The organism is Streptomyces sp. Isolate_45 (genome assembly GCF_024721315.2).
Classification (GTDB): Bacteria; Actinomycetota; Actinomycetes; order Streptomycetales; family Streptomycetaceae; genus Streptomyces.
Map to the genome: position 1 here is coordinate 109,417 of NZ_JANFAK020000003.1, position 23,145 is coordinate 132,561.

Here is a 23,145-nt window from a genome sequence, read left to right on the forward strand (position 1 = left end):
GCCCGGATATTCGCCCCCTCGTTTCCCGCGGGTGGCATACACGTGCGCCGATCACCGCCGCTACGAAGGAGAACCTGTCCGATGACCGTGGACACCAGCCCAGAGGCGCAGCTGGAGCCGCCCCCGCAGAGCAGCCTCGGCACGGCCGCTGCCCGGAACCTCGCCACCACCACGAAGTCCGCCCCGCAGATGCAGGAGATCAGCTCCCGCTGGCTGCTGAAGGTGCTCCCCTGGGTGGAGACCCAGGGCGGCACGTACCGGGTGAACCGCCGCCTGAGCTACACCGTCGGGGACGGGCGCATCGAGTTCGTCCAGGACGGCGCCCGCGTCCGGGTCATCCCCCGCGAGCTCGGTGAACTCGCCATGCTGCGCGGCTTCGACGACATCGGCGTGCTGACCGCGCTCGCCGACCGCTGCGTGCAGCGCGACTTCCGCGCCGGCGAGGTGCTGGTCGAACGGGGCACCCCCGCCGAGCGGATCCACCTCATCGCCCACGGCCGCATCAACCAGACGTCCGTCGGCCAGTACGGTGACGAGGTCGCCGTCGCCGTTCTCGCCGAAGGCGACCGCTTCGGTGAGAACGCCCTGCTGGAAACCGACGCGACGTGGGACCACACCGCCACCGCGGCCACCTCCGGCACCCTCCTCACCCTCGCCCGCGCCGAGTTCGACTCCGTCCTGTCCTCGGCGCCGAACCTCCGCGCCCACATCGAGCGGTTCGGCACGCTCCCGCTCCAGCGGCAGAACCGTCACGGCGAGGCCGAGATCGCGATGTCCGCCGGCCACACCGGCGAAGCGGAACTGCCGGGCGCCTTCGTCGACTACGAGCTCAATCCGCGCGAGTACGAACTCTCCATCGCCCAGACGGTCCTGCGCGTCCACACGAGGGTCGCCGACCTCTACAACCAGCCGATGAACCAGACCGAGGAACAGCTCAGGCTCACCATCGAGGCGCTGCGGGAGCGCCAGGAGTACGAGCTGATCAACAACCGGGAGTTCGGGCTGCTCCACAACGCCGCCTTCAAGCAGCGGATCCAAACGCATTCCGGCCCGCCCACCCCGGACGACCTCGACGAACTGCTCTGCCGCCGCCGAGGTTCGCGCTTCTTCCTGGCCCACCCCAAGACGATCGCGGCGATCGGGCGCGAGTTCAACGCCCGCGGGCTCTACCCGGACCACGTCGACCTCGGCGGCCAGCAGGTGCCGGCCTGGCGCGGAGTGCCGATCCTGCCCTGCGGCAAGATCCCCATCAGCAAGGAGGGCACCAGCTCGATCCTCGTGATGCGCACGGGCGAGGACAAGCAGGGCGTCATCGGGCTGCGCCAGACGGGCCTGCCCGAGGAGTACGAGCCGGGGCTGTCGGTGCGCTTCATGGGCATCGACGAGCGCTCGATCATCTCCTACCTGGTCACCACCTACTACTCCGCGGCCATCCTGGTGCCCGACGCGCTCGGGGTGCTGGAGAACGTACAGATCGCCCGCAGGCCCGAATAGGACCTGGCCCCAGGGCCGTCGCCCGCCGGGCCGCGTGCCCCGGCCCGGTCCGGAAGGGTCGGCCCGCACGGGTCGGCCCGCCGGTCACGCGGGCCCGGGAGTACGTCCCGGCCCGCCCACCGTGCCCGGGATCCGGGACAGCCCCATCACCCAGCAAGGAGTTACGGATGCCCGATCCCGGGCCTTCCCCCCTGCGGTCGAGCCTGCCCGGCGCGGCGGCCCGCTTCGGGACCCACGGCCACGGCCGGGGCATCGAAGCCTTCGGCGGCGTACGGCCCACCCCGCCCGAAGCGGCCCCCGTGCCGCCCGAGGCCCCTGCCCCTCCCGCGGTACCCGTCCCGCCCGTGGTGCCCCTGCCGCCCGTGGTGCCCATCCGGCCCGCGGCACCCGTCGCGCCCGACGGCCCGGCTCCCGCCGCGGCGGGAGCGCCGCGCCCCGCCCTGGACCGGATCCTGCGGGGTCCCAGCGGCCTGGGCACGGCCGGCCTCTACCTGACCCGGCCGCGCGAGGAACCCCCCGCGCCCGCGGACCCTCCAGCCGGCATTCCGATCCCGGGCCTCTACCACCACCCGGTGGCGGAACCCGACCCCGCACGGGTGGAGGAGGTCAGCCGCCGGATCAAGGCGTGGGCGGTCGACGAGGTCGAGCTGTTCCCCCCGGACTGGGAGGACCAGTTCGACGGGTTCTCGCTCGGCCGGTACATGGTCGCCTGTCATCCGGACGCCCCCACCGTCGACCACCTGATGATCGCCACCCGACTGATGGCGGCCGAGAACGCGGTCGACGACTACTACTGCGAGGACCACGGAGGCTCGCCCATCGGCCTCGGTGGACGCCTCCTGCTGGCGCACACCGCACTCGACCCCCTCCACACGACGGCCGAGTACCAACCGGACTGGGCGCGGTCCCTCCAGTCGGACGCGCCTCGGCGCGCCTACCGCTCGGCCATGGAGTACTTCCTCCAGGAGGCGACCCCTTCGCAGGCCGACCGGTACCGGCACGACATGGCCCGCCTGCACCTCGGCTACCTCGCCGAGGCCTCCTGGGCCGAGACCGAGTACGTCCCGGAGGTGTGGGAGTACCTCTCGATGCGGCAGTTCAACAACTTCCGCCCGTGCCCCACCATCACCGACACCGTCGGCGGCTACGAACTGCCGGCGGACCTGCACGCCCAACCGGCGATGCAACGTGTCCTCGCGCTCGCCGGGAACGCCACCACCATCGTCAACGACCTGTACTCCTACACCAAGGAGTTGGCGAGCCCCGGCACGCACCTGAACCTGCCCGTGGTGATCGCCGAACGCGAGGACCGCTCCGTCCGCGACGCCTACCTCAAGGCGGTCGAGGTCCACAACGACCTCATGCACGCCTTCGAGGCCGAGGCCGCCGACCTGGCCGCCGCCTGCCCCGTCCCGAACGTGCTGCGCTTCCTACGGGGCGTGGCCGTATGGGTCGACGGCAACCACTACTGGCACCGGACCAACACCTACCGCTACAGCCTGCCCGACTTCTGGTAAGGACGGATCCATCTGTGACCAACACCGAGCTCACCACCGCGACCCCCTCGGCCTTCATCCCGACCCCGGCGACGCCCTACCAAGGTGACATCGCCCGCTACTGGGACCACGAGGCCCGGCCGGTGAATCTTCGTCTCGGCGACGTCGACGGGCTCTACCACCACCACTACGGCATCGGCGACGTCGACCACGCGGCCCTCGGGGACACCGCGGACAGCGAGTACGAGAAGAAGCTGATCGCCGAGCTGCACCGGCTGGAGTCGGCCCAGGCCGATGTCCTGCTGGACCACCTCGGAACCATCGGACGCGAGGACACCCTCGTCGACGCCGGCTGCGGCCGGGGCGGTTCGTCCGTCATGGCCCACCAGCGCTTCGGATGCAAGGTGGAGGGCGTCACCCTGTCGGCCAAGCAGGCCGAGTTCGCGAACCGGCGCGCCCAGGAACTGGGCATCGCCGACTCCGTCCGCGCCCGCGTCTGCAACATGCTCGACATGCCCTTCGAGACGGGGCGGGCCGCGGGCTCGTGGAACAACGAGTCGAGCATGTACGTCGACCTGCACGACCTCTTCGCCGAGCACTCCCGGGTCCTCGCCGTCGGGGGCCGCTACGTGACCATCACCGGCTGCTGGAACCCCCGCTACGGGCAACCCTCGAAGTGGGTCTCGCAGATCAACGCGCACTTCGAGTGCAACATCCACTCGCGCCGTGAATACATGCGGGCGTTGGCCGACAACCGTCTCGTACCGCAGGCCGTCATCGACCTGACCCCGGCGACCCTGCCCTACTGGGAGCTGCGGGCCACGTCCTCCCTGGTCACCGGGATCGAGGAGGCGTTCATCAACTCGTACAAGGACGGCTCCTTCCAGTACCTGCTGATCGCGGCCGACCGCGTCTGACCCCGACGGACGCCCGATCGGGCGGGCCGGGCCCGTATTCCAGGGGCCCGGCCCTTCCGCACGTCCCGGCCGGCCGGGCGTTTCGGGCCTCGCGGGCCCGGGCGCCGCGGCGTCGGCCCCGCGCCACCGCCCCGAAGCAATGCGAACGCATCGGAACTGTAGCCTGGTGAGCGGCGCGTGCGCGTCGTGCGGAGCGCGCGGGACGACGGACACCCGGGAACCAGGAGGCGGCGGGACATGCCCCGACAGGTGGATCACGCGGGCCGGCGGCGACTGATCGCCGAGGCCGTCTGCGAGCTGGCCGACGAGCACGGGCTGGAGGGCGTGTCGCTGCGGGACGTCGCCGCCCGCGCGCAGGTGTCGATGGGCGCCGTCCAGCGGTGCTTCCGCACCAAGGAGGAGATGCTCGTCTTCGCGCTCGGGCACATCGGCGAGCTGATCGGCGAACGCGTCCAGGCCCGTCTCGTCAGGAGCCCCGCCCAGTCGGCCCGTACGGCCCTGGGCCACGCCGCCACCGAGGTCGCGCTGCTCCGTGAGGAACACCGGGCCGAGGCCAGGGTCTGGCTCGCGTTCGTCGCGCAGGCGGCCGTCAGCGAGGCGCTCGCCACACCGCTGAGGGCGAACTACGGGGAGCTCCAGGAGGCTTTCGCCCGCCTGATCGCGGAGGCCGACGCGGCCGAGTGCGCGGGAGCGGAGGCGGACGCGGACGCCGACGCGAAGGCGGGAACGGACGCCCTTCGGCCCGTACCGCTCGACCCGCACCGCGAGGCCCGTACGCTCCTCGCCCTCGCCGACGGCCTCACCACCCACGTCCTCATCGGCCACCTCGCGGAGTCGCAGGCGCAGGACGTGCTCCACGCCCACCTCCGGCGACTTTGGGAGTAGCCCGCCGGATGCGCTATGGTCGATCTTGAGCTCGCCGCCGTGATCACGGCAGGGGCCCATGCGTTGGTGGTCCAAGGAAAGACGCCCCACTTCCCGTGGGGAAATGCAGGTGCAAGGCCTGCCCAGCGCTCCGATACGAAGGTCCCGACCCCTCAGGGGTCGGGACCTTCGTGCTTGGGCAGCCCCGCCGGCGCGGGTCCGGGAACCCGCGCCGACCCGCGATCGTAGGACGCGCGTACGAGGCCAGTAGGGTGTGCAGGGTGAACACTTCCGCACTCCCGCGTTCCTTCCGGTTGCTCGTGACGGGCGGAGGGACCGGCGGTCACACGTATCCCGCTCTGACGGCGATCCGGACGCTGCAAGGTCGCCTCGCGGCCCAGGGCGGCACGCTCGACGTCCTGTGGATCGGCACCGCCGACGGTCTCGAAGCACGCGTCGCCCCGGCCGAGGGAATCGCCTTCAAGACGGTGGCCACGGGCAAGATCCGGCGCTCGGCCAACCCCCTCAAGATGCTGTCCGCCGCGAACGTCAAGGACATGGCACGCGTGCCCCTCGGCGTGGCCCAGGCCCGCTCCATCGTGTCCGAGTTCGAGCCCGACGTCGTCCTGGCCACCGGCGGCTACGTCGCCGTACCGGCAGGCCTCGCCGCGCGCCTCTGCCGCCGCCCGCTCGTCCTCCACGAGCAGACCGTCCGCCTCGGACTGGCCAACCGGAAGCTGGCGAGCTCCGCGACCCGCATCGCCCTGTCCTCCGAGTCCTCGCTCGACCTGCTCCCCGCCGAGCTGCGCGGCTCCGCCGTCGTCACCGGCAACCCCGTCCGGCCCGAGGTGCTGACCGGGCACCCCGACAAGGCGGTGTACGCCCTGAACCTCACCGGCTTCGACCGCCGGCTGCCGACCGTCTACGTCACCGGCGGCGCCCAGGGCGCCCAGCAGATCAACGGGGTCGTCCGGGACGTCCTCCCGTGGCTCCTGGGCCACGCGAACGTGATCCACCAGTGCGGCCCGGCGAACGTGGACGAACTCCGCGCGGCCGCCGCCGGCCTGGACCCGGTCCTCGCCGGCCGCTACCACCTCACCGGCTTCGTCGGACCGGAACTGCCCGACGTCCTGGCGCTTGCCGACATCGTCGTGTCGCGCAGCGGCGCCGGCACGCTGGCCGAGCTGACCGCGCTGGGCAAGCCGGCCGTGTTCGTGCCGCTCGCCACCTCCGCGGGCAACGAGCAGGCCCACAACGCGCAGCACCTGGCCGACGCGGGCGCGGCCGTCGCCCTGCTCGGGGACGTCACCCCGGAGACCCTCTGGAACGCCCTCGGCCCGCTCCTGACCGACCCCGCCCGCCGCTCGGCGATGGCGGAGCGCGCACGCGCGCACGGCCGGCCCGACGCCGCGGAGCGGCTCGTCGACGTCCTGCTGGCGGCCGCCGCGGGCTGACCGACCGCACCTCCCGCCCCCATTCCGAGGCCCGTGCCACCGCCCGTGCGGTGACGCGGGCCCCGGCCTTTCACGGCACGGCCGAAACCCGTGGGCCGCCGAGCGATGAGTTCCGGCGCTCCCGACGGTCAAACCCTCCGACAGCACTCACCCGCAGGAGGACCTCATGACCGCAACCGTGACCCGCACGCTGGAATCCACGGGCGCCACCATCACGTACGACGTCCACGGCGGGGACGACCGCCCCGAGGGCGGGGCCGGGCCCGCCCTGTTCCTGATCGGCTCCCCGATGGACGCGGCCGGGTTCGTGAGCCTGGCCTCGCACTTCACCGATCGGACGGTGATCACGTACGACCCGCGGGGCACGGGCCGCAGCGTCCGTACGGACGGCGCCGCCGAGACGGTGCCCGAGGAGCACGCCGAGGACCTGCGGAGGGTGATCGAGGCGGCCGGCGCGGGGGCCGTCGACGTGTTCGCGAGCAGCGGTGGCGCCGTCAACGGGCTGGCCCTGGTGGCCCGGCACCCGGAGCTGGTCCGCACCCTCGTCGCGCACGAGCCGCCGTTGGCGCAGGTCCTGCCCGACCGGGAGGCGGCGCTGGAGGTGTGCGCGGACATCCACGCGACGTACCTGCGCGAGGGCACGGGCCCGGCCATGGCGAAGTTCCTGGTCATGGCCACCCGGACGGGACGGATCCCGGCGAACTGGCGGGACGAGCCCGCGCCGGACCCGGCCGCCTTCGGCCTGCCCGTCGAGGACGACGGCACGCGCGGCGACCCCCTGCTGGGACAGAACATGCGCGGCTGCACCTCCTACCGGCCCGACTTCGCCGCGCTCCGGGCCGCGGCCACGCGGATCGTCATCGCGGAGGGCAAGGAGTCGCAGGGGCAGTTCCCCGCGCGGGCCGCCGCGGGCGCGGCCGACGCGCTGGGCGGCGGGACGGTCCTGTTCCCCAGCCACCACGGCGGCTTCCTCGGCGGCGAATACGGCCAGCAGGGCGAACCGGAGGCCTTCGCCCTGACCCTCCGCGAGGTCCTCGAACAGGACTGACCCGCGGGGGACCGTGGGGCGGCTCCAGAAACGCGGTCTGCCAGACTGTGTGCATGACACATGAACAACAGTCCGTGGGCGGGGAGCCCGTGAACCCCGAATCCGCGTCCGACGCGCCCGAGAACCCGGCCGCCGCGACCGGATTGGCGGTGGGCGTCTCGTGCGGCGTCGCCATCGGACTGCCCCTGGGGCTCCTCGTGTTCGACAACATCGGACTCGGCCTGGCCCTCGGCCTCGGAATCGGCAGTGCCATCGGCGCAGGCCTCCCGGCCCTGCGGCAATCACGCCGGTCCGGTCCGACGGACGCCGCCTGACCCCGCTCCGCTCCAGCGGACCGGGGTCGGGCGGCGGGAGCGGCGGAGCCGGCCGGATTCGAACCGGCGTCCTCACGGTTTTGGAGACCGCGCGCGACGACCGCTGCGCTACGGCTCCGCCCCCGCGCCCATCGTACGTGCGCAGCGCGCCGGCCCCCGGCCGGGCCGCGGCCCCGCTCCCTGGTGCCGCCCCGAGGCAGGGTGCTCCTCGCCCCCTTCGCGAACCGCCTGCGAGCCTCGGGGCTGCGCCGCCGGGCCGCCGCCACCTCGGCTACAGGGCCTGGAGGTTGATCGACCGGTATTCGTCCAGCACGGCGTAACCGGTGCTGTCGTACAGGCTCATCGCGACCTCGTTGCCGCCGAAGACGTTGAACATCATCGCCTCGTCGCCGCCGTGCCGGGCAGCCCACTCGCCGACGGCCATCGCGGCCCTGCCGTAGCCCTTGCCGCGGTGCTCCTCGTACACCTCCAGGGAGAAGCCGAAGGTCACACCCGGCAGGAACGCGTGCTTCACCCAGCCGGTACCGACCACCTGTCCGTCGGCCTCCATCGCGTAGAAGGCGTGACCGGGGGTCCGGTACCCCTCGGGGAGGTACCGGGCGAAGTCCCGGTCGGACTTCTTCCGTGCCTGCTCCGCGGTCAGCGCTCCGGCCCGGACGATGTCCTTGATGTACCCGGCCTCCTCGCCGGCGTACCAGGCCGGGTACTCCTCCTCCTTGAGCGGACGGACCGTCAGACCCGGCGGCAGTTGCGGCCGTTCGGAGGCGGCACGCATGCGTATCTGTTGGCGTACGGGGTAGTCGGCGAACCCTCCCGCTCCGCCCGTGAGCCGGACCTCCACCCGTCGCGCACCCTGCTCGGCGCACCACCGCTCGGCCCACACGCGCCCCTCCGGCGCCGTCAGGTCGTGGATCCGCCCCACGGTCGTCCCGTTGTCCTCCGTCACCTCGACCGCGATCCACTCGGAGCCGTCGGTGGCCACCGTCCAGCCGTCGATGTTTTCCACGGTCCGCTCCAGCAGGCCCCGGGCCAGCGGCTCCGAGCACCCCGCGGCCCGGTAGCTCGCGAGCACCCGCTCCTCGAACCCGCCACGCCATTCGCCCTGGTCGGGCACGATCTCCATCACGCTCATCCGACCACCCTACGCAGAGGGCGGGCGCGGGAGCCCCCCAATTCCCGTCGCCCGGGCGGCGGTCGCCACCGTCGCCCCGGCGCGGGGCCGCTCATGATCGGTCTTCGGCCGCGGCTCCCCCCGACCGCCGCACCGAGCCCGCGCACGGTTCCAGGTGGGGGCCGGTGAAGGCGGAACGGAACCGTTGGTCGTGGGAGACCGCGACGACCGCGCCGGGGAGGGCGGCCGGCGCCCCTTCGAGTTCCTCGACCAGGGCCGGTGACACGTGGTTGGTCGGCTCGTCCGGGACGAGCAGCCCTGCGGGACGGGTCACGAGCCGCGCCGGCTCCAGCCGCCGCGGCGGGCCACCCCTCGATGCCGGCCGCTACGATCGGGCCTTCACCCGATCCCGGCGGTCCGACGGAGGCACCGATGACACAGGCCCCCGCGCGGACACCCGCCCGTCCCGAGGCCCACCCGGACACCCTCTTCGTCCTCACCCACTTCAGCCCGCGCCACTCCGACCAGGACGTCCTCGCCTTCTTCCGGGACGAGCGGCCCGAGAACGCACTGCTGTGGGCGCATCCGGACAGCCGGCTCCCCGAACAGCACCAGCGCGGCGGTGCGCATGCCTGACGGCCACTGGTCCCCGTACCCCAAGATCCCCTCCCGTGCCCGGCTGGGCGAGGCGCGCGCCCGCGAATGGGTCGCGTCGGAGAAGGTCCACGGCGCGAACCTCGCCGTCGTGTGCGACCCCACGGGCGTCCGCCCGGCCAAACGCCGTGAACTGCTCGGCGAGAGCGGCCTCGACGACTTCTTCGGCGTCGGACGGATCTGGCCGGCCCTCTCCGTCGCCGCGGACCGCTGCGCCACCGCCCTGCGCCGCCGTTACGACGCGGACCCCACGGCAGCGGTCACCGTCTACGGCGAACTGGCGGGCGGCCGCTACCCACACCCGGACGTGCGCCCCACGCCGAACACCGAGCCGGTGCAGACCGGCGTCTGGTACGCGCCCGGGTTGCTCTGGCTGCCGTTCGACGCCACCGTCGTCACCGCGGACGGCGTCCGTTGGGTCGGTGACCGGGCCCTGCGGGAGGCGGCGGCCGCCGCGGGCCTGCACTGCGCCCCGCTGCTGGCCCGGGGGACGCTCGCCCAGGTCCGCGAACGGGCGCCGGAGTTCCCGACCCGCGTACCGGCCCTCCTGGGCCTGCCCGAACTGCCCGGCAACCTCGCGGAGGGGCTGGTCGTCAAGCCGGCCGACGAGTGGTGGGCGACCGCAGGCACCGGGCCGGACGCCGGCGCGCCCGCGCGGCCGGTGGGCAAGTTCAAGCACCCCGCCTTCGCCGAGGACGAACGCTTCGACGGTTCGCGGCCCTACCGGGTGCCCGCCGACGGCGCGGCCGGCGTGCCCGGCTGGCTCCTCGGGCAGGTCACCGCCCTGCTCACCCCGGCCCGGGCGGCGGCCGCCGTCAGCAAGCTCGGCCCGCGCACCCCGGCCGAGGAGGTCGCGGCGGAGATCGTCCGGGACGCGGTCGAGGAGACGGCCGAGGCCCTCGGCGGCCTGGAGGAAGGCCTCGCCCCGGCCATGGAACAGGCCCTGCGGGCCGGAGCCCTCGAACTCGCCCGCTTCGACGCCGACGACCGCCGGTCCCGACCGTGAGGAACCCGGGCCCAGAACGGCCGAGATCTCGTCGGCGGCGCACCCGGTGACGGTGCGGCCAATTCCCCCTGGATCACGTGCGGCAGGCTGGACCGTCACACCGACAGCGCGGCGGCTACTCAGGCTGATCTGAGTAGTCCAGCCCTGCACACGGCGTGCGTGGGAGCCGAGACTGGGGCCATGCGCAATGGATTGCAGAAGCCGGTACGTGAACTGTTCGTGACCCTGCTGCTCGTCGTGGTGGCGGCGGCCCTGTGGGCCGCGTGGCTGGGCTGGGACCAGGAACGTGACGTGCACCCGGACGGCTCCACGACCGGCCCGTACGAGGCGTGGCAGGTGATCGGGCTCGTGCTGACCCTGCTGGTGCCGGTGTACTGGGCGGCGTCCCGCCAGTACGTCACGGCCGCCGTGCTCGGCACGAGCCTCGGACTGGCCGTCGCCGCCTTCTACGACTGGTCGGACGACGGCAGCGGGCTCTTCGTGATCGGCGTCGGCATGGTCCTGATCGGCAGCCTGGTCGTGACCTGCGGGCTCTCGCTGCTGATCGCCTCGTGGAAGCGGGAAGCCGGTCCGCGCCGCCTGCCCTGAGCACGGCCGCACGTCGGGCTCCGGCCCCGTCAGCCGATCGCGGCCAGTGCGGTGTGCGCGCCTCGGCACAGTTCCTCGTCGAGGAGGATGCTCGCGCCGTAGCGGCGTTCGGAGGTGGTGACCGAGGTGAGGGCGGGCACGGCTGCCGCGGCCGGACGGCCGATCGAGCCGAGGAGGTCGACGGCCCGCAGGATCAGCGGGTCGGCGGCGTACTCCGACAGCCGCCGCAACTCCGGGAGCAGGGTCGCCACCGCGGTGTCCGCGTCGCCCGTCAGCCGCCACCACGCCCCGGCCGCGCCGACCCGGGTCCACTCCCCGGGGCTACCGAGCAGGGGTGCGACGTCGTCGGAGCAGCCGGCCGCGAGCGGTCCGAGGTCGGCGAGATGGGACAGCACCACCCGACCGCGCCCGGTGCGGAGCGCCGCGCCGATGACGTCGACCGCGATCCGTGGATCGCCCGTGATCCGCCAATGGGCCCAGGCCGCGGTCTGGGTGCCGTGCCAGCGGTGGGGCTCGCGGTACCCGTGGTTCGGGAAGCGCCGTGGACGCAGGTCGCCGCGCGCCAGGTCGGAGAGGAGACCCGCCGCCTTGCCCGCCGCGGGGCCGATCCCGCCGAGCACGGCCGCCGCCGTCCGCGCGTGCGGGGTGTCCAGCAGTCCGATCAGCTCGCGTACGGCCGGTGCGCCGGCGGGGCCCCAGTCGGCGAGGATCCGCAGGGCCTCCTCGGGCCGGTCGCCCGCCAGCCGTGCGCGCAGCGCGGGCAGCGTCTGCGGGGCCCACCGCGCGGGCAGGGACGTGATGCCCAACGAGGGGTTGTGGGACCGCTTCAGGACGAGCGGCAGGGCCCGCGGGTCACCGGCGCCGATGAGGCCCTTCACGACGTCGTCGGAGGAGTGTCCGTCCCGCCAGGCGAACGGGAGCAACAGATCGGTGTACGGGGAGATCCGGGTGCCCGCGCGGGCGATGATCTTGGCGGCCGCGTCGGCGACGAGGACGTTGTCGGCGGCGAGTCCCGCGAGGACCGTCTCCCAGGTACCGGTCGGGGGGTGCCGACTCGTGCGCAGCAGCTCGCCGGCCCGTTCGACGGCCGCCCGGTGCGGGGCGGGCCGTCCGGAGCGTCCGCGCCGCGCGTCGGCCTCCTCCGGACGCGCCGCCCGGCCCACCGTCAGGTGCGCGGTACGGGCGGTGAGCCGCACGTGCGGATCCGCGTGGTGCAGCCACGACTCCCACCAGTCCGCGGGAGCCGGAGTGCCGAGTGCGGCCAGTACCTCGCCGGCGGCGAGGAGGTGGCAGCCCAGTACGTAGGGATCGGACTCCACGTCGGCCTGTCGCCGCAGCGCTTCGAACATCGCCGGATCGGCGGCCCGCACGTGCTCCACGGCCCCGGCGGCGGCCGCGCGGACCTCGGGGCAGTCGTCGGAGAGGAGGGCGGTGGCGGCACGCTGCCCCTCGACCAGGACGGCCCCCAGCAGGGCGTCCGGGCGGTGGGACCCCGCGCGGAGGGCGTCGGCGGTCCGCCTGACCACGTCCAGCACGGCGATCCGGTGCCGTCGATCGAGCTCGGGCAGCATGACCAGCAACCGCGCGAGCAGCGGACGCAGGATGCCCGGCCTCCGCCACCAGCCCAGATGGGGCTCCAGACGGTCCCACGAGGCCCGACGGCTTCCGGGCGTGACCAGCCCGCGGAGCAGCCCCGGTATCTCCTCGTGCCCCTCGGGCACGTTCTCCAGGACGTGCCAGGGCTCGTCGGCCGTCGCTCCGCCCGGGCCCGCCGGCGTGGTGCCGCGCCCGTTCCGCCGACGCCACAACCGGCTCACCATCTCGGTCATGCCCGGCAGGCTACCGGTGCGTGGCTCATGTGTTCGATGAATTCGTCGAGCCGCGGAGTTCCCGCGCACCCCGTGCGTCGTGGCCGCCCTCCAGGAGCTCCCGCACCAGCGCCGCGACCTGCTCCGTCTCGATGAGGAACCCGTCGTGGCCGAACGGTGAGGCGATCACCCGGACCCCGTCCGCCGCGGGGATGCCGGCGGCCAACTCCTCCTGCTGCGAAAGCGGGTAGAGGCGGTCGGAGTCCACGCCCGCCACCAGCGTCCGCGCCCCGACCCGGCCGAGGGCGGCGCGCGTCCCGCCCCGACCCCGGCCGATGTCGTGGGCGTTCATCGCCTCGCACAGCACGACGTAGCTGGCCGCGTCGAAGCGCCGGACCAGCTTGGCCGCCTGGTGGTCGAGGTACGACTCCACCTGGTAGCGGCCGCCGAGCCGCGGGACCTCCCCGTCCTGCGGGCGGTGGCCGAAGCGGGCTTCGAGCTCCTCGGCGCCGCGGTAGGTGGTGTGGGCGATGCGGCGGGCGACGCCGAGACCGGTGTGCGGGCCGCGACCCGGTCCGGCGTCGTGGTAGTCGCCGCCCCGCCAGTGGGGGTCCGCGCGGATCGCGTGGAGCTGCGCGGAGCTCCAGGCGATCTGGTCGGCGCTCGCCACCGCCGGACAGGCGAGCAGCAGCAACGCCGCCACCCGCCGCGGAAACGACACGGCCCATTCCAGGGCGCGCATCCCGCCCATGGAGCCGCCGACCACCAGCGCCCACCGGTCGATCCCCAGCACGTCGGCGAGCCCGGACTCGGCGAGCACCTGGTCGCGCTGCGTCAGTCGGGGGAACGAGCCCGCCCAGCGGCGTCCGTCGGGGCGGGGCGAGGCGGGCCCGGTGCTGCCCTGACAGCCGCCGAGGACGTTCGGGGCCACGACGAACCAGCGGTCCGTGTCGAGCGCCGACCCCGGCCCGACCAGCGCGTCCCACCAACCGGGCGTGGGGTGACCCGGCCCGGCCTCACCGGCGACGTGACTGTCGCCGGTGAGCGCGTGCAGTACGAGGACCGCGTTCGAGGCGTCGGGCGCGAGCCGGCCCCACGTCTCGAACGCCAGGGTCACGCCCGGCAGCCGACCGCCCCCCTCCAACCGCAGGTCACCCACCCGGTGGTGCCACCGTCGGCGCCCCGCCGGGTCCCCCTCCCGCCACGCGCCGGTGGCGGGAGGGGGACCCGCGGGGGCGCCCGCCGGTGACGGGGCCGGCCCGTCGGGGTTCAGGACGCCTCCTTCGCGGCTCGGAACCCGGCCTCCAGGTCGGCCTTGAGGTCGGCGAGGTTCTCGATGCCGACGGAGAGGCGCACCAACCCCGGGGACGTTCCGGTGGCCGCGAGCTGCGCCTCGTCGAGCTGGCTGTGGGTGGTGGAGGCGGGGTGGATGATGAGGCTGCGCACGTCACCGATGTTGGCGAGGTGGCTGAAGAGCTCGACCGCGTCCACGAAGCGCTTGCCCGCCTCGGCGCCGCCCTCCAGTTCGAAGGCGAGCACGGCGCCGGCGCCGCGCGGCAGGTAGCGGCGCCCGGCCTCGTACCAGCGGTTGGAGGGCAGGCCGGGGTAGTGCACGACCGAAACCTCGTCACGTCCCTCCAGCCACTCCGCCAGGGCCTGCGCGTTGGACGTGTGACGCTCCAGGCGCAGGCTCAGCGTCTCCACCCCCTGGAGGAGGAGGAAGGCGGAGTGCGGCGCGATGGCCGGCCCGAGGTCGCGCAGCAACTGCACGCGCAGCTTCACCGCGTACGCGCCGGGTCCCAGCGCGGGCCAGTACCGCAGGCCGTGGTAGCTGGGGTCCGGCTCGCTGAAGTCGGGGAAACGCTCGGCGTGGGCGCCGAAGTCGAAGGTGCCGGCGTCGACGACGACACCACCGATGGTCGTGCCGTGGCCGCCCAGGAACTTCGTCGCCGAGTGGACGACGACATCGGCGCCGTGCTCGATGGGGCGCAGCAGGAACGGGGTGGGGACGGTGTTGTCGACGATCAGGGGCAGCCCGGCCTCGTGCGCCACGTCGGCGACGGCGCGGACGTCCAGGACGTTGCCGCGAGGATTGCCGAGGGTTTCCGCGAACAGGGCCTTGGTCCCGGGCCGGATGGCGGCCCGCCAGGCGTCGAGGTCGTCCGGGTCGTCGACGAAGGACACCTCGATGCCGAACCTCGGCAGTGTGTGCTTGAACAGGTTGTACGTGCCTCCGTAGAGGGAGGCGCTGGAGACGATGTGGTCGCCCGCGCCGGCCACGTTCAGGATGGCCAGCGCCTCGGCCGCCTGGCCCGACGACAGGGCGACCGCGGCGACTCCGCCTTCGAGCGCGGCGATCCGCTGCTCGAAGACGTCCTGGGTGGGGTTGTGGATGCGGGTGTAGATGTTCCCGGGTTCGGCGAGGGAGAACAGGTCGGCCGCGTGCTGGGTGTCGCGGAAGACGAACGAGGTGGTCTGGTAGATCGGCACCGCCCGCGCGCCGGTGGTCGGGTCGGGGGCGGCCCCCGCGTGCAACTGCTTCGTCTCGAACGACCAGGCCGAGGTGTCGGGGCCGCCCGCCTCGTCGTGGGGCGTGTGGCCTGCGGTGACGGCGTCGATCGGCTGGCTCATGCTTCTCCTCGGTACGCGAACGGTGCCCGGCGGTGCAGCGCAGGGCAGGGCGGTGTGGTGGGGTGCGGCCGTGCGGCGCCGATGAGTGGCCGGGCACGGCAGGGGAACCCGAGGCGCGGAGCTCCGAGGGAGCCCGTACCCGCGGGGGACTACGGCGCGGGAGGGGTCACCGAGCGGCAGCGTGCCGTGGGCCGATCCCGCGGACGGGCGGCAACGGTGGCACGGTGCACGGGAATCGGGAGAAGGAGCGACCTCGGTCGCGGCGCCGCGTCAGAGGGCGGCGGGACAGGCCGTTGTCGTGACACGCACGTAGTCCACGTGGCGACGGGTCACGAGTACGGTGGTCATGCGCCCAGGTAACCACAGTTGGAGGGCACGCACCAGCGACCCCGGCAACCCTGCGCCGGACAATCGTCAACCCGGCGAACGGGGTTGGACCGGGAGGGCGGGGATCAGCACCTTGCCCCGGGTGCCGACGGCGGCTTCCAGCACACCGGCCATGGAGGGCCGGCGCAGTTCGGCGATCTCGCTCATCGGCAGGATCCCCTGGGAAGGGCTCTTCCTTGCCCGTAGTCGAATGTGCCTGCGCCATCGCACGGAGTGGCTGTTCGATGGCCCTGCGGCAGGGGTACCCCCTGGCGAGGAACGCGCATGGGGGCAAGAGGTGCGTTTCCGGCCCCCTCGCTCGTAAGGCGGAAGATCCAGTAGGGGCGTAGCGTGGAGCCGCGGGACATACGAGAGTCCGCCCGCAGGTTCGAGCAGGGCCCGCAGCGCTGGAACGGGGGTCGTGCCTCATGGTGGGAGCCCAGTCAGCCCAGTCAGCCCAGCCAGCCGAGGTCTCCGCGGAGTCCCCGGCGGTCCACGCGGCCGAGGACATTCCGGCGGTCCACGTGGAAGTCGCGCTCAACGTCAACGGCGAGGATCGCCCTCCGACGGTCGACACCAGGCTGTCGCTCCTGGACGTTCTGCGGGATCACCTCGGTCTGACCGGAGCCAAGGCCGGCTGCGATCGGGGCCACTGCGGTTGCTGCACCGTGCTGGTGAACGGTCGGCGCGTGTACAGCTGTCTGACCCTCGCCGTGGCCTGCGGCAACGCGCGCGTCGTGACGGTGGAGGGCCTCGGTGGGCCGGATCTCCACCCGTTGCAGGAGGCGTTCATCACCCGTGACGCCTTCCAGTGCGGCTTCTGCACCCCCGGCCAACTGTGCTCCGCGATCGGGATGCTCGACGAGGCCGCCCGCGGATGGCCCAGTTCCGTTACGGGTCGGCCCGGCTCCGAGCGGCCCCTGTCGGCGCCGGAGATCCGTGAGCGCATGAGCGGGAACCTGTGCCGCTGCGGCGCGTACCAGAACATCGTCGCGGCGATCACGGACGTGGCGTCGTGACCCGCGCGTCCATCGGCGCGTCGCCTCCCCGACGGGAGGCCCGGGAGAAGGTCACGGGCAGCGCCCGCTACACCGGCGACGTGGCCCTCCCGCACCTGGCGCACGTGGCGGTGGTTCCGGCGGAGATCGTTCACGGGCGGGTCAAGGCCGTTCATCCCGAGGACGCCCTCGCCCGGCCCGGGGTGCTGGCCGTGCTGCACGCGGCCAACTGTCCCCGTCTGAACGGGACGGGCTGGGCCGACCTCGCCGTCCTCCAGTCCCGATCGGTCGTCCACCGGGGCCAGTTCGTCGCCGCGGTCGTCGCCGAATCACCTCGGATCGCCCACGAGGCGGCGCGGACGGTGCGCGTCGACTACGCCCCCGGTCCGCACCGCCTCAGCCCGGACACCCCGGGCGACGGATTCCACCGGCCGCCGGACCACGGTCCCTTCTTTCCCACCGACTGCTCGCACGGCGACGTGGAGTCGGCCCTGTCGCACGCACCGGTACGGATCGAGGCCACCTACACCACTCCCCCCTACCACCACCACGCCCTCGAACCGCACGGGACCGTCGCGTACTGGCACGACGGCGCGCTGACCGTCTTCGACACCACGCAAGGACCCTCGGGCACGCGCGACATCCTCGCGCGGCTCTTCGAGATCAGCCCCGACCAGGTGCGTGTCATCGCCGCTCACGTGGGGGGAGGCTTCGGTTCGAAGGCCGCGCCGAGAGCCCATCTCGTCCTCGCCGCCGTGGCGGCACTCGCCGTCGGACGGCCGGTCAAGACCGCCCTCACCCGGGAGCAGCTCAGCGTCGTCGCCGGGTACCGGCCGCCGACCGTGCAGCGCGTCCGTCTGGGGGCGGAGGCGGACGGGCGGCTCCTGGCCGTGTCACACGTGTCGTTCGAGCAGACGTCCTTGACGAGTGACCACTGCGAGTACCCGGCCGCGCCCACCCGCACCATGTACGCGGCGCCGAACCGCGAGACCAGGCACTGGCGGACGAGGCTGAACGTTCCGTCCCCGACCTGGATGCGAGCGCCGGGCGAATGCCCGGGGATGTTCGCGCTGGAGTCCGCCATGGACGAACTCGCCGTCGCGTGCTCCGTCGACCCGATCGAGCTGCGCCTGCGCAACGACACCGCGAACGATCCGCACAGCGGCCGGCCCTTCAGCACCCGCAACCTCGCCGCCTGCCTGCGCCTGGGGGCGGAGCGGTTCGGCTGGGCCGACCGGGACCGCCTCCGCGCGGAACGCGGCGACGGGCGTCGGCTCGTGGGCATGGGCGTCGCCGCGTCGACCATTCCGCAGTACCGGTTCCCCTCCCGGGCGAGCGCGCGCACCGACGGCCTCGGCCACTACGCCGTGCGCATCGCGGCGGTGGACATCGGTACCGGGGCGCGCACGGTCCTGGCCCAGATCGCCGCCGACACCCTGCGCGTCGACGTGGAGCGGGTCACGGTGGAGGTCGGCGACAGCGCGTACCCGGCGGCCAGTTGGGCCGGGCGGTCGAGCGGAACGACGTCGTGGGGGACAGCGGTGGTGCGCGCCTGTGAGGGTTTGCGCGGCGCCATCGGACGGTGCGGTGGCCGCGTACCGGACGGCGGACTCGAAGCCGTCGCCGACACGCTCGACGAACTCGCCACGCCGCGCACCCACTCCCAGCACGCGTTCGGGGCACAGTTCGCCGAGGTGACCGTGGATACGTCGACGGGGGAGGTCCGGGTGCCTCGCATGCTCGGCGTCTTCGCCGTGGGTCGCGTGATCAACCCCGTCACGGTGCGATCGCAATTGGTCGGGGGCATGGTCATGGGCCTCTCGATGGCGCTGTGCGAGGTGGGCGTCATCGACCGGACGTACGGGCACTTCCACACCCGCGACCTGGCCGCCTACCACGTGGCGACCTTCGCCGACGCTCCCTGGATCGAGGCGGTCTGCATCGACGAGGAGGACTTCCACACGAGTCCCATGGGGTCCAAGGGCGTCGGCGAGATCGGCATCGTCGGGACGGCGGCGGCCATAGCCAATGCCGTCCATCACGCCACCGGTCACCGGATCCGCGGCCTGCCGATCGACGTGCGCGCCCTGACGGACGCGGGAGCAAGGGGAAGCGGGACATGAAACCGTTCCGCTACGAGCGTCCCTCCACCGTGCGGGAGGCCGTCGCGCTGGTCGAGGGCGATCCCGGGGCCGTGTACGTGGCCGGCGGCACGAACCTCTTCGACCACCTCAAGCTGGGCATCGACCGACCGCACCTCCTGGTGGACGTCACCGGCCTCGCCATGGACGGCGTCGAAGCGCTCTCCGGAGGCCGCGTGCGCATCGGGGCCACCGTGCGCAACGCCGATCTCGCCGCCCACCCCGAGATACGCGAGCGCTATCCGGTCGTCTCGCAGGCACTCCTTGCGGGCGCCTCACCACAGTTGCGCAACATGGCCACCCTGGCGGGGAACCTGCTGCAGCGCACGCGGTGCCCCTACTTCCTGAACGTGGAGACCCCGTGCAACAAGAGGGAACCCGGATCCGGCTGCGCGGCCGCCCAGGGGCACGCCGAGCACAATGCCGTGCTGGGCGCGTCGCGGAGCTGTGCGGCCGTGCACCCCTCCGACCTGGCCGTGGCCCTGTGCGCCGTGGACGCGACGGTGTGCGTACTGGGCCGATCGGGCACGCGCCGCATTCCCGTCACCGCCTTGTACCGATCGCCCGGGAACCACCCGGAGCGTGACACCGTGCTCGGGCACGGAGAACTGATCACGGCGGTCGAGCTGCCCGCACTGCCGATGGCGGCCCGCTCCCGCTACCGCAAGGTCGGTGACCGGGCCTCCTTCACCTTCGCGCTGGCGTCGGTCGCCGTGGCGGTCGACCTCGACGGGGACACGATCAGGGACGCGCGCGTCGTCTTCGGCGGACTGGCGACCAGGCCGTGGCGCGCGGCGCGCGCGGAAGCCGTCCTGCGGGGCGCCCGGGTCGACGCGGACCGGTTCGCGGCGGCCGCGGTCGAGGAACTCTCCGCCGCCCGTACGGTCCCCGCCAACGCGTACAGGGTTCCGCTGGCTCACGACACGCTGGTGGCCACCCTCCGCGATCTGTGCGGGGAGGACTGAACGGGTTCGACCGGGCACCGCCGTCGACGTGGGCGTCCCGTCACCCGGGATCGTCCGACGTCCGGCCCGCCCCGGCGAACCTGCGGGGCAGGAGGGCAACCGCCACGGCCGCCGCGAACAGCACCGCCGCACCGACGTAGAACGCGGCCGACACGGCAGTGGTGACCGCGCCCCGGAGCGCCGGCAGGAGATCGGCGGGGATCCCGGTGGGCAGGGGGGAACCGTGCCGCGCCGCCGCGACCGCCTTCCCGATGGACCGCTCGATCCGGTCGAAGCGGTCGAAGGGCAGCCGGCCGTCCCGCAGCAGGATCTGCTGGAGTCGGGTGCTCTGCAGGTGCGCCACGATCGCGCCCATGACCGCGAGGCCCAGAGCCGCGCTGATCTCCCGGCCGGTCTGGATGACCCCCGCCGCGTAGCCGCGCATGCGTGGGGTGGTGCCGCCCAGTGCGGTGGTCCAGGCCGGGCTGACGCAGAGCCCCATGCCGATGCCCATCGCGCAGAACGAGGCCACCAGCAGGCCGTACTCCTGCCGGTGCAGAGCCGCCGCCGCGGACAACAGGGCCGCCACGCACAGACCCGTGCCGATGCCGAGGGGAACGCGCGGCCCCAGGCGATCACAGAGCCGTCCGCCGAGGGGCGCGAACACCACCGTGGGGAGAGTGAGCGGCAATACGGCGACGCCGGCTTCGAAGGCGGACATGCCCGCGACGTCCTGGAGCCAGATGACCCCGAACACCGCGAATCCCACGAAGGCGAAACGCACCGAGGAGATGACGGCGGCGCCCACCGCGAATTCCTTGTCGGCGAACAACTCGAAGTGGATGAGCGGATGGGCGATACGGCGTTCGCGTACGACCAGGAACGCCATCAGCGTGCCCGAGGTGGCGAGCAGCGAGACGACGGCGACCGAGGACCATCCCCAATACCGTGCCTGCATGAGAGCCAGGACCAGGCACACCAGACCGCCGATCAGCAGGGGCGCTCCCGCCCAATCGACCCGTTCGCGTCGCGGCGGCTCGTCGTTGAGCAGGAGGCGCGCGAGGAGCACCGCGGCGATGCCGATGGGCGGGTTGACGAAGAAGATGGCGCGCCAGGAGAACGCCGACGTCAACACGCCCCCGATCAGCGGAGCCGTCCCGTAGAAGAGGGTGGAGACGCTGGACGAGATGCCCATGGCCTGACCCCGGTCCCGGGGGCCGAATTCCTTGAAGATCAGTACCTGGGACGCGGGTCGGAGGATCGCCGCGCCGACGCCTTGGACCGCGCGCGCGGCGATGAGCCAGGCCTCGGACTGGGCCGTCCCGGCGGCGATCGAGGCCACGACGAACAGCAGCGTGCCGAAGCGGAAGGTGCGCTCGTGCCCCAGGACGTCGCCGATGCGTCCGCCGATCACGCTCATGGCGGCGAAACCGAGCAGATACGCACCGATGATCCACTGGAGCCCGGTGGACGAGGCGTCCAGGCTCCGCTGGATGGTCGGGAGGGCGACCAGCACCACCAGGGCATCGATGGCGATCATCGACGAAGCACACGCCATCACGCCCAGGACCCACCAAGGGTGACGCCCGCTCAGGATTTGCTGCCGCCGTTTCACGCGTTCTCTTCCGGTGGATCCCGAGGGGCGGATCCCCGCGAACCGGGCGGGAATTCGGCTCGCATCGACAGGGCAGCAAAAAGTATCAGGGTGGGGACGACTTCCGTCGTGCGGACACGAACCCCTCAAACGTGCTGTCGGCGCACCCTCCCGTTGTTCCAGACGGGCGCGAACGGCCGGTCGTGCGCCTTCGGGGTGCGCGCGGCGCGCACCTTCGGGTCCTCCGGCGCGGCCGGTTCGGCCATCACCTCGGCCACCGTGGTCCCGGCCATGCCGGCCTCCTGTGTCTCCACCTGCGGACGCCGGCCCACGACGGAAGCGGACCATGCGCCCCGCTCGACCGGCGCGGGAGAACCGTTCAGCAGGGGTGAAAGGTCCTGTCGAAAATGATCGATGGACCTGTGCGGTTCAGGGCTGCGAGATTGACGGCGTCGTTCCAAACAGCCGACCGCCAAGGCCAGAAGGGTTCCTCCGCATGCACGAGACACCGTCCTCCCCGCGCGCTTCCGTCGACCCCGCGTACGCCGCCCCGTACGTCTCCGGCGACCCCTACGCCGACTACCGCGACGCCCACTTCCCCTTCACCGTGCTCACCGACCTCGCCGACCGGAGGCTGGGCGCGGGAGTCGTCGCGGCCGACGACGAGTTCTTCGCCGAACGCGAGAACCTGCTCTCCCGCACCCCGGCGGTCTTCGACGTCCACGCCTACGGGAACAAGGGCAAGGTCATGGACGGCTGGGAAACCCGCAGGCGTCGCGGAACGGACGGCGACAACCCGTTCCCGGCGGCCGACGACCACGACCGGGCGCTGATCCGGCTCGGCGCCGCGGGGATCATCCGGGGCGTCGTCGTGGACACGGCCCACTTCCGGGGCAACTTTCCCCAGCGGGTGAGCATCGAGGCCGCGTCCTTCGACGGCACGCCCTCCGCGGCCGAGGCCCTCGCGGACGGGGCGGTCTGGCACGAGATCCTGCCGCCCACGCCGGTGCGAGGTCACGCCGCCAACGGCTTCGCCATCACCTCCGAGCGCCGCTGGACCCACCTGCGCATCAACCAGTACCCGGACGGCGGCATCGCCCGCCTGCGCGTTCACGGCGAGGTGCTGCCGGACCCCGCCTGGCTCGACCTCCTGGGAACCGTCGACGTCGCCTGCGTGACCAACGGCGGCAGCGTGGAGGCCGCGTCGGACGGCTTCTACTCCTCGCCGGGCAACACGATCATGCCGGGGCTGTCGCGGAAGCAGGACGACGGGTGGGAGACGCGTCGCCGCCGCGACGGGGGCAACGACTGGATCCTCTACCGGTTGGCGGCACAGAGCGCGATACGCGCCGTCGAGGTCGACACCGCGAACCTGAAGGGCAATGCCGCGGGCTGGGTGTCCCTGTCGGTCCGGGACGGGAGTTCGGGTACCTGGGCCGAGGTCCTGCATCGCGCTCCGCTCCAGCCGGACACCCTCCACCGGTTCGCCCTCCCGACGCCGGCCACCGCCACGAACGCCCGCCTGGACGTGTACCCCGATGGCGGACTGGCCCGGCTCCGCCTGCACGGGGCCCTGACCGCGGCGGGGTCGGCCGACCTGACGGACCGCTTCGCCCGCGCGCGGCAGGGCTGAGCCCGTCGCGGCCGGTCGAAGGACCGGCAGGGGGAACCGGTCGTGCGGCGGGTCCGACGGGTGGTCCGTTCGGCGCAAGGTGAG

General features: G+C 73.1%; 20 protein-coding genes, 1 tRNA gene and 1 pseudogene. 14 read left to right on the forward strand and 8 right to left on the reverse strand.

From position 1 onward, the window contains the following. The first annotated feature begins 81 nt into the window (after positions 1–81). The 7 genes from NOD94_RS02160 (at position 82) to NOD94_RS02190 (ending at position 7,587) form a co-directional block, all read left to right on the forward strand. Positions 82–1,494, forward strand: coding sequence for a family 2B encapsulin nanocompartment shell protein (locus NOD94_RS02160; protein WP_281203952.1), 1,413 nt, complete (start codon positions 82–84; stop codon positions 1,492–1,494). A gap of 167 nt (positions 1,495–1,661) precedes the next feature. Continuing rightward, a complete protein-coding gene (locus NOD94_RS02165; protein WP_281203953.1) occupies positions 1,662–3,011 on the forward strand; it encodes a family 2 encapsulin nanocompartment cargo protein terpene cyclase in 1,350 nt (449 codons plus the stop codon). 14 nt (positions 3,012–3,025) lie between these two features. Further along, positions 3,026–3,907, forward strand: a complete 882-nt coding sequence (locus NOD94_RS02170; RefSeq protein ID WP_281203954.1) for a geranyl diphosphate 2-C-methyltransferase — start codon at positions 3,026–3,028, stop codon at positions 3,905–3,907. 237 nt (positions 3,908–4,144) lie between these two features. Continuing rightward, a complete protein-coding gene (locus NOD94_RS02175) occupies positions 4,145–4,792 on the forward strand; it encodes a TetR/AcrR family transcriptional regulator (protein ID WP_281203955.1) in 648 nt (215 codons plus the stop codon). Between the two features lie 260 nt (positions 4,793–5,052). Next, positions 5,053–6,225 carry a UDP-N-acetylglucosamine--N-acetylmuramyl-(pentapeptide) pyrophosphoryl-undecaprenol N-acetylglucosamine transferase gene (locus NOD94_RS02180; RefSeq protein ID WP_281203956.1) on the forward strand — a complete coding sequence of 391 codons (1,173 nt, stop codon included), beginning with the start codon at positions 5,053–5,055 and terminating at the stop codon, positions 6,223–6,225. 166 nt (positions 6,226–6,391) lie between these two features. Next, positions 6,392–7,273, forward strand: a complete 882-nt coding sequence (locus tag NOD94_RS02185) for an alpha/beta hydrolase (protein WP_281203957.1) — start codon at positions 6,392–6,394, stop codon at positions 7,271–7,273. A gap of 53 nt (positions 7,274–7,326) precedes the next feature. Next, complete coding sequence (locus NOD94_RS02190) at positions 7,327–7,587, forward strand: hypothetical protein (protein ID WP_281203958.1); 261 nt, start codon at positions 7,327–7,329, stop codon at positions 7,585–7,587. 43 nt (positions 7,588–7,630) lie between these two features. On the opposite strand, the gene NOD94_RS02195 is transcribed toward NOD94_RS02190, so the two are convergent. From NOD94_RS02195 to NOD94_RS02205, 3 genes and pseudogenes are all read right to left on the reverse strand, one after another. Further along, positions 7,631–7,705: transfer RNA gene (locus tag NOD94_RS02195), tRNA-Trp, on the reverse strand. Positions 7,706–7,858: 153 nt separating this feature from the next. Next, positions 7,859–8,719 carry a GNAT family N-acetyltransferase gene (locus NOD94_RS02200; RefSeq protein ID WP_281203959.1) on the reverse strand — a complete coding sequence of 287 codons (861 nt, stop codon included), beginning with the start codon at positions 8,717–8,719 and terminating at the stop codon, positions 7,859–7,861. Positions 8,720–8,810: 91 nt separating this feature from the next. Further along, a pseudogene (locus NOD94_RS02205) lies at positions 8,811–9,056 on the reverse strand (hypothetical protein); the annotation flags it as partial. Between the two features lie 74 nt (positions 9,057–9,130). Between NOD94_RS02205 and NOD94_RS02210 the strand changes: the two are divergent. The 3 genes from NOD94_RS02210 (at position 9,131) to NOD94_RS02220 (ending at position 10,946) form a co-directional block, all read left to right on the forward strand. Continuing rightward, positions 9,131–9,334, forward strand: a complete 204-nt coding sequence (locus NOD94_RS02210) for a hypothetical protein (protein ID WP_281203960.1) — start codon at positions 9,131–9,133, stop codon at positions 9,332–9,334. Beyond that, positions 9,327–10,358 carry an RNA ligase family protein gene (locus NOD94_RS02215; protein ID WP_281203990.1) on the forward strand — a complete coding sequence of 344 codons (1,032 nt, stop codon included), beginning with the start codon at positions 9,327–9,329 and terminating at the stop codon, positions 10,356–10,358. Before NOD94_RS02210 ends, NOD94_RS02215 begins: the two co-directional genes overlap by 8 nt. A 180-nt stretch (positions 10,359–10,538) precedes the next feature. Then, positions 10,539–10,946, forward strand: a complete 408-nt coding sequence (locus NOD94_RS02220; protein WP_281203961.1) for a hypothetical protein — start codon at positions 10,539–10,541, stop codon at positions 10,944–10,946. A 29-nt stretch (positions 10,947–10,975) separates the two neighbouring features. Here the strand turns inward: NOD94_RS02220 and NOD94_RS02225 are convergent, their stop codons facing one another. The 3 genes from NOD94_RS02225 to NOD94_RS02235 are packed head-to-tail and all read right to left on the reverse strand — an operon-like array spanning position 10,976 to position 15,385. Continuing rightward, complete coding sequence (locus NOD94_RS02225) at positions 10,976–12,775, reverse strand: hypothetical protein (protein ID WP_281203962.1); 1,800 nt, start codon at positions 12,773–12,775, stop codon at positions 10,976–10,978. Positions 12,776–12,800: 25 nt separating this feature from the next. After that, the gene (locus NOD94_RS02230; protein WP_281203991.1) at positions 12,801–14,027 is read right to left on the reverse strand and encodes a homoserine O-acetyltransferase; all 1,227 of its coding nucleotides are present in this window, start codon (positions 14,025–14,027) and stop codon (positions 12,801–12,803) included. Continuing rightward, complete coding sequence (locus NOD94_RS02235; protein ID WP_281203963.1) at positions 14,024–15,385, reverse strand: bifunctional o-acetylhomoserine/o-acetylserine sulfhydrylase; 1,362 nt, start codon at positions 15,383–15,385, stop codon at positions 14,024–14,026. The genes NOD94_RS02230 and NOD94_RS02235 overlap by 4 nt, the downstream gene beginning before the upstream one ends. 794 nt (positions 15,386–16,179) lie before the next feature. Between NOD94_RS02235 and NOD94_RS02240 the strand changes: the two genes are divergently transcribed. Genes NOD94_RS02240 through NOD94_RS02250 form a run of 3 tightly spaced genes read left to right on the forward strand, consistent with a single transcriptional unit; the run spans position 16,180 to position 19,855 of the window. Continuing rightward, a complete protein-coding gene (locus tag NOD94_RS02240; protein WP_281203964.1) occupies positions 16,180–16,770 on the forward strand; it encodes a 2Fe-2S iron-sulfur cluster-binding protein in 591 nt (196 codons plus the stop codon). Further along, positions 16,767–18,872 (forward strand): xanthine dehydrogenase family protein molybdopterin-binding subunit, encoded by a 2,106-nt coding sequence (locus tag NOD94_RS02245; protein ID WP_281203965.1) that lies wholly within the window; start codon positions 16,767–16,769, stop codon positions 18,870–18,872. Before NOD94_RS02240 ends, NOD94_RS02245 begins: the two co-directional genes overlap by 4 nt. Further along, positions 18,869–19,855 (forward strand): xanthine dehydrogenase family protein subunit M, encoded by a 987-nt coding sequence (locus tag NOD94_RS02250; protein WP_281203966.1) that lies wholly within the window; start codon positions 18,869–18,871, stop codon positions 19,853–19,855. Before NOD94_RS02245 ends, NOD94_RS02250 begins: the two co-directional genes overlap by 4 nt. Positions 19,856–19,895: 40 nt before the next feature. Here the strand turns inward: NOD94_RS02250 and NOD94_RS02255 are convergent, their stop codons facing one another. Together NOD94_RS02255 and NOD94_RS02260 are read right to left on the reverse strand one after the other, a co-directional pair. Continuing rightward, positions 19,896–21,449 carry an MFS transporter gene (locus tag NOD94_RS02255; protein WP_281203967.1) on the reverse strand — a complete coding sequence of 518 codons (1,554 nt, stop codon included), beginning with the start codon at positions 21,447–21,449 and terminating at the stop codon, positions 19,896–19,898. 125 nt (positions 21,450–21,574) lie between these two features. Continuing rightward, on the reverse strand, positions 21,575–21,721 hold the full coding sequence (locus tag NOD94_RS02260) for a hypothetical protein (protein WP_281203968.1): 147 nt from the start codon (positions 21,719–21,721) through the stop codon (positions 21,575–21,577). 203 nt (positions 21,722–21,924) lie between these two features. On the opposite strand from NOD94_RS02260, the gene alc reads away from it, so the two are divergent. Beyond that, positions 21,925–23,061 carry an allantoicase gene (alc, locus tag NOD94_RS02265; RefSeq protein ID WP_281203969.1) on the forward strand — a complete coding sequence of 379 codons (1,137 nt, stop codon included), beginning with the start codon at positions 21,925–21,927 and terminating at the stop codon, positions 23,059–23,061. The last annotated feature ends 84 nt before the right edge of the window (positions 23,062–23,145 follow it).

Bases quoted from the DNA above. Each gene is read 5' to 3' on its own strand.
- NOD94_RS02215 (WP_281203990.1), top strand. From the start codon at position 9,327: ATGCCTGACGGCCACTGGTCCCCGTACCCCAAGATCCCCTCCCGTGCC.
- NOD94_RS02210 (WP_281203960.1), top strand. From the start codon at position 9,131: ATGACACAGGCCCCCGCGCGGACACCCGCCCGTCCCGAGGCCCACCCG.
- NOD94_RS02190 (WP_281203958.1), top strand. From the start codon at position 7,327: ATGACACATGAACAACAGTCCGTGGGCGGGGAGCCCGTGAACCCCGAA.
- NOD94_RS02240 (WP_281203964.1), top strand. From the start codon at position 16,180: ATGGTGGGAGCCCAGTCAGCCCAGTCAGCCCAGCCAGCCGAGGTCTCC.
- NOD94_RS02260 (WP_281203968.1), bottom strand. From the start codon at position 21,721: ATGGCCGGGACCACGGTGGCCGAGGTGATGGCCGAACCGGCCGCGCCG.
- NOD94_RS02250 (WP_281203966.1), top strand. From the start codon at position 18,869: ATGAAACCGTTCCGCTACGAGCGTCCCTCCACCGTGCGGGAGGCCGTC.
- NOD94_RS02160 (WP_281203952.1), top strand. From the start codon at position 82: ATGACCGTGGACACCAGCCCAGAGGCGCAGCTGGAGCCGCCCCCGCAG.
- NOD94_RS02200 (WP_281203959.1), bottom strand. From the start codon at position 8,719: ATGAGCGTGATGGAGATCGTGCCCGACCAGGGCGAATGGCGTGGCGGG.
- NOD94_RS02225 (WP_281203962.1), bottom strand. From the start codon at position 12,775: ATGACCGAGATGGTGAGCCGGTTGTGGCGTCGGCGGAACGGGCGCGGC.
- NOD94_RS02220 (WP_281203961.1), top strand. From the start codon at position 10,539: ATGCGCAATGGATTGCAGAAGCCGGTACGTGAACTGTTCGTGACCCTG.
- NOD94_RS02165 (WP_281203953.1), top strand. From the start codon at position 1,662: ATGCCCGATCCCGGGCCTTCCCCCCTGCGGTCGAGCCTGCCCGGCGCG.
- alc (WP_281203969.1), top strand. From the start codon at position 21,925: ATGCACGAGACACCGTCCTCCCCGCGCGCTTCCGTCGACCCCGCGTAC.
- NOD94_RS02185 (WP_281203957.1), top strand. From the start codon at position 6,392: ATGACCGCAACCGTGACCCGCACGCTGGAATCCACGGGCGCCACCATC.
- NOD94_RS02235 (WP_281203963.1), bottom strand. From the start codon at position 15,385: ATGAGCCAGCCGATCGACGCCGTCACCGCAGGCCACACGCCCCACGAC.
- NOD94_RS02175 (WP_281203955.1), top strand. From the start codon at position 4,145: ATGCCCCGACAGGTGGATCACGCGGGCCGGCGGCGACTGATCGCCGAG.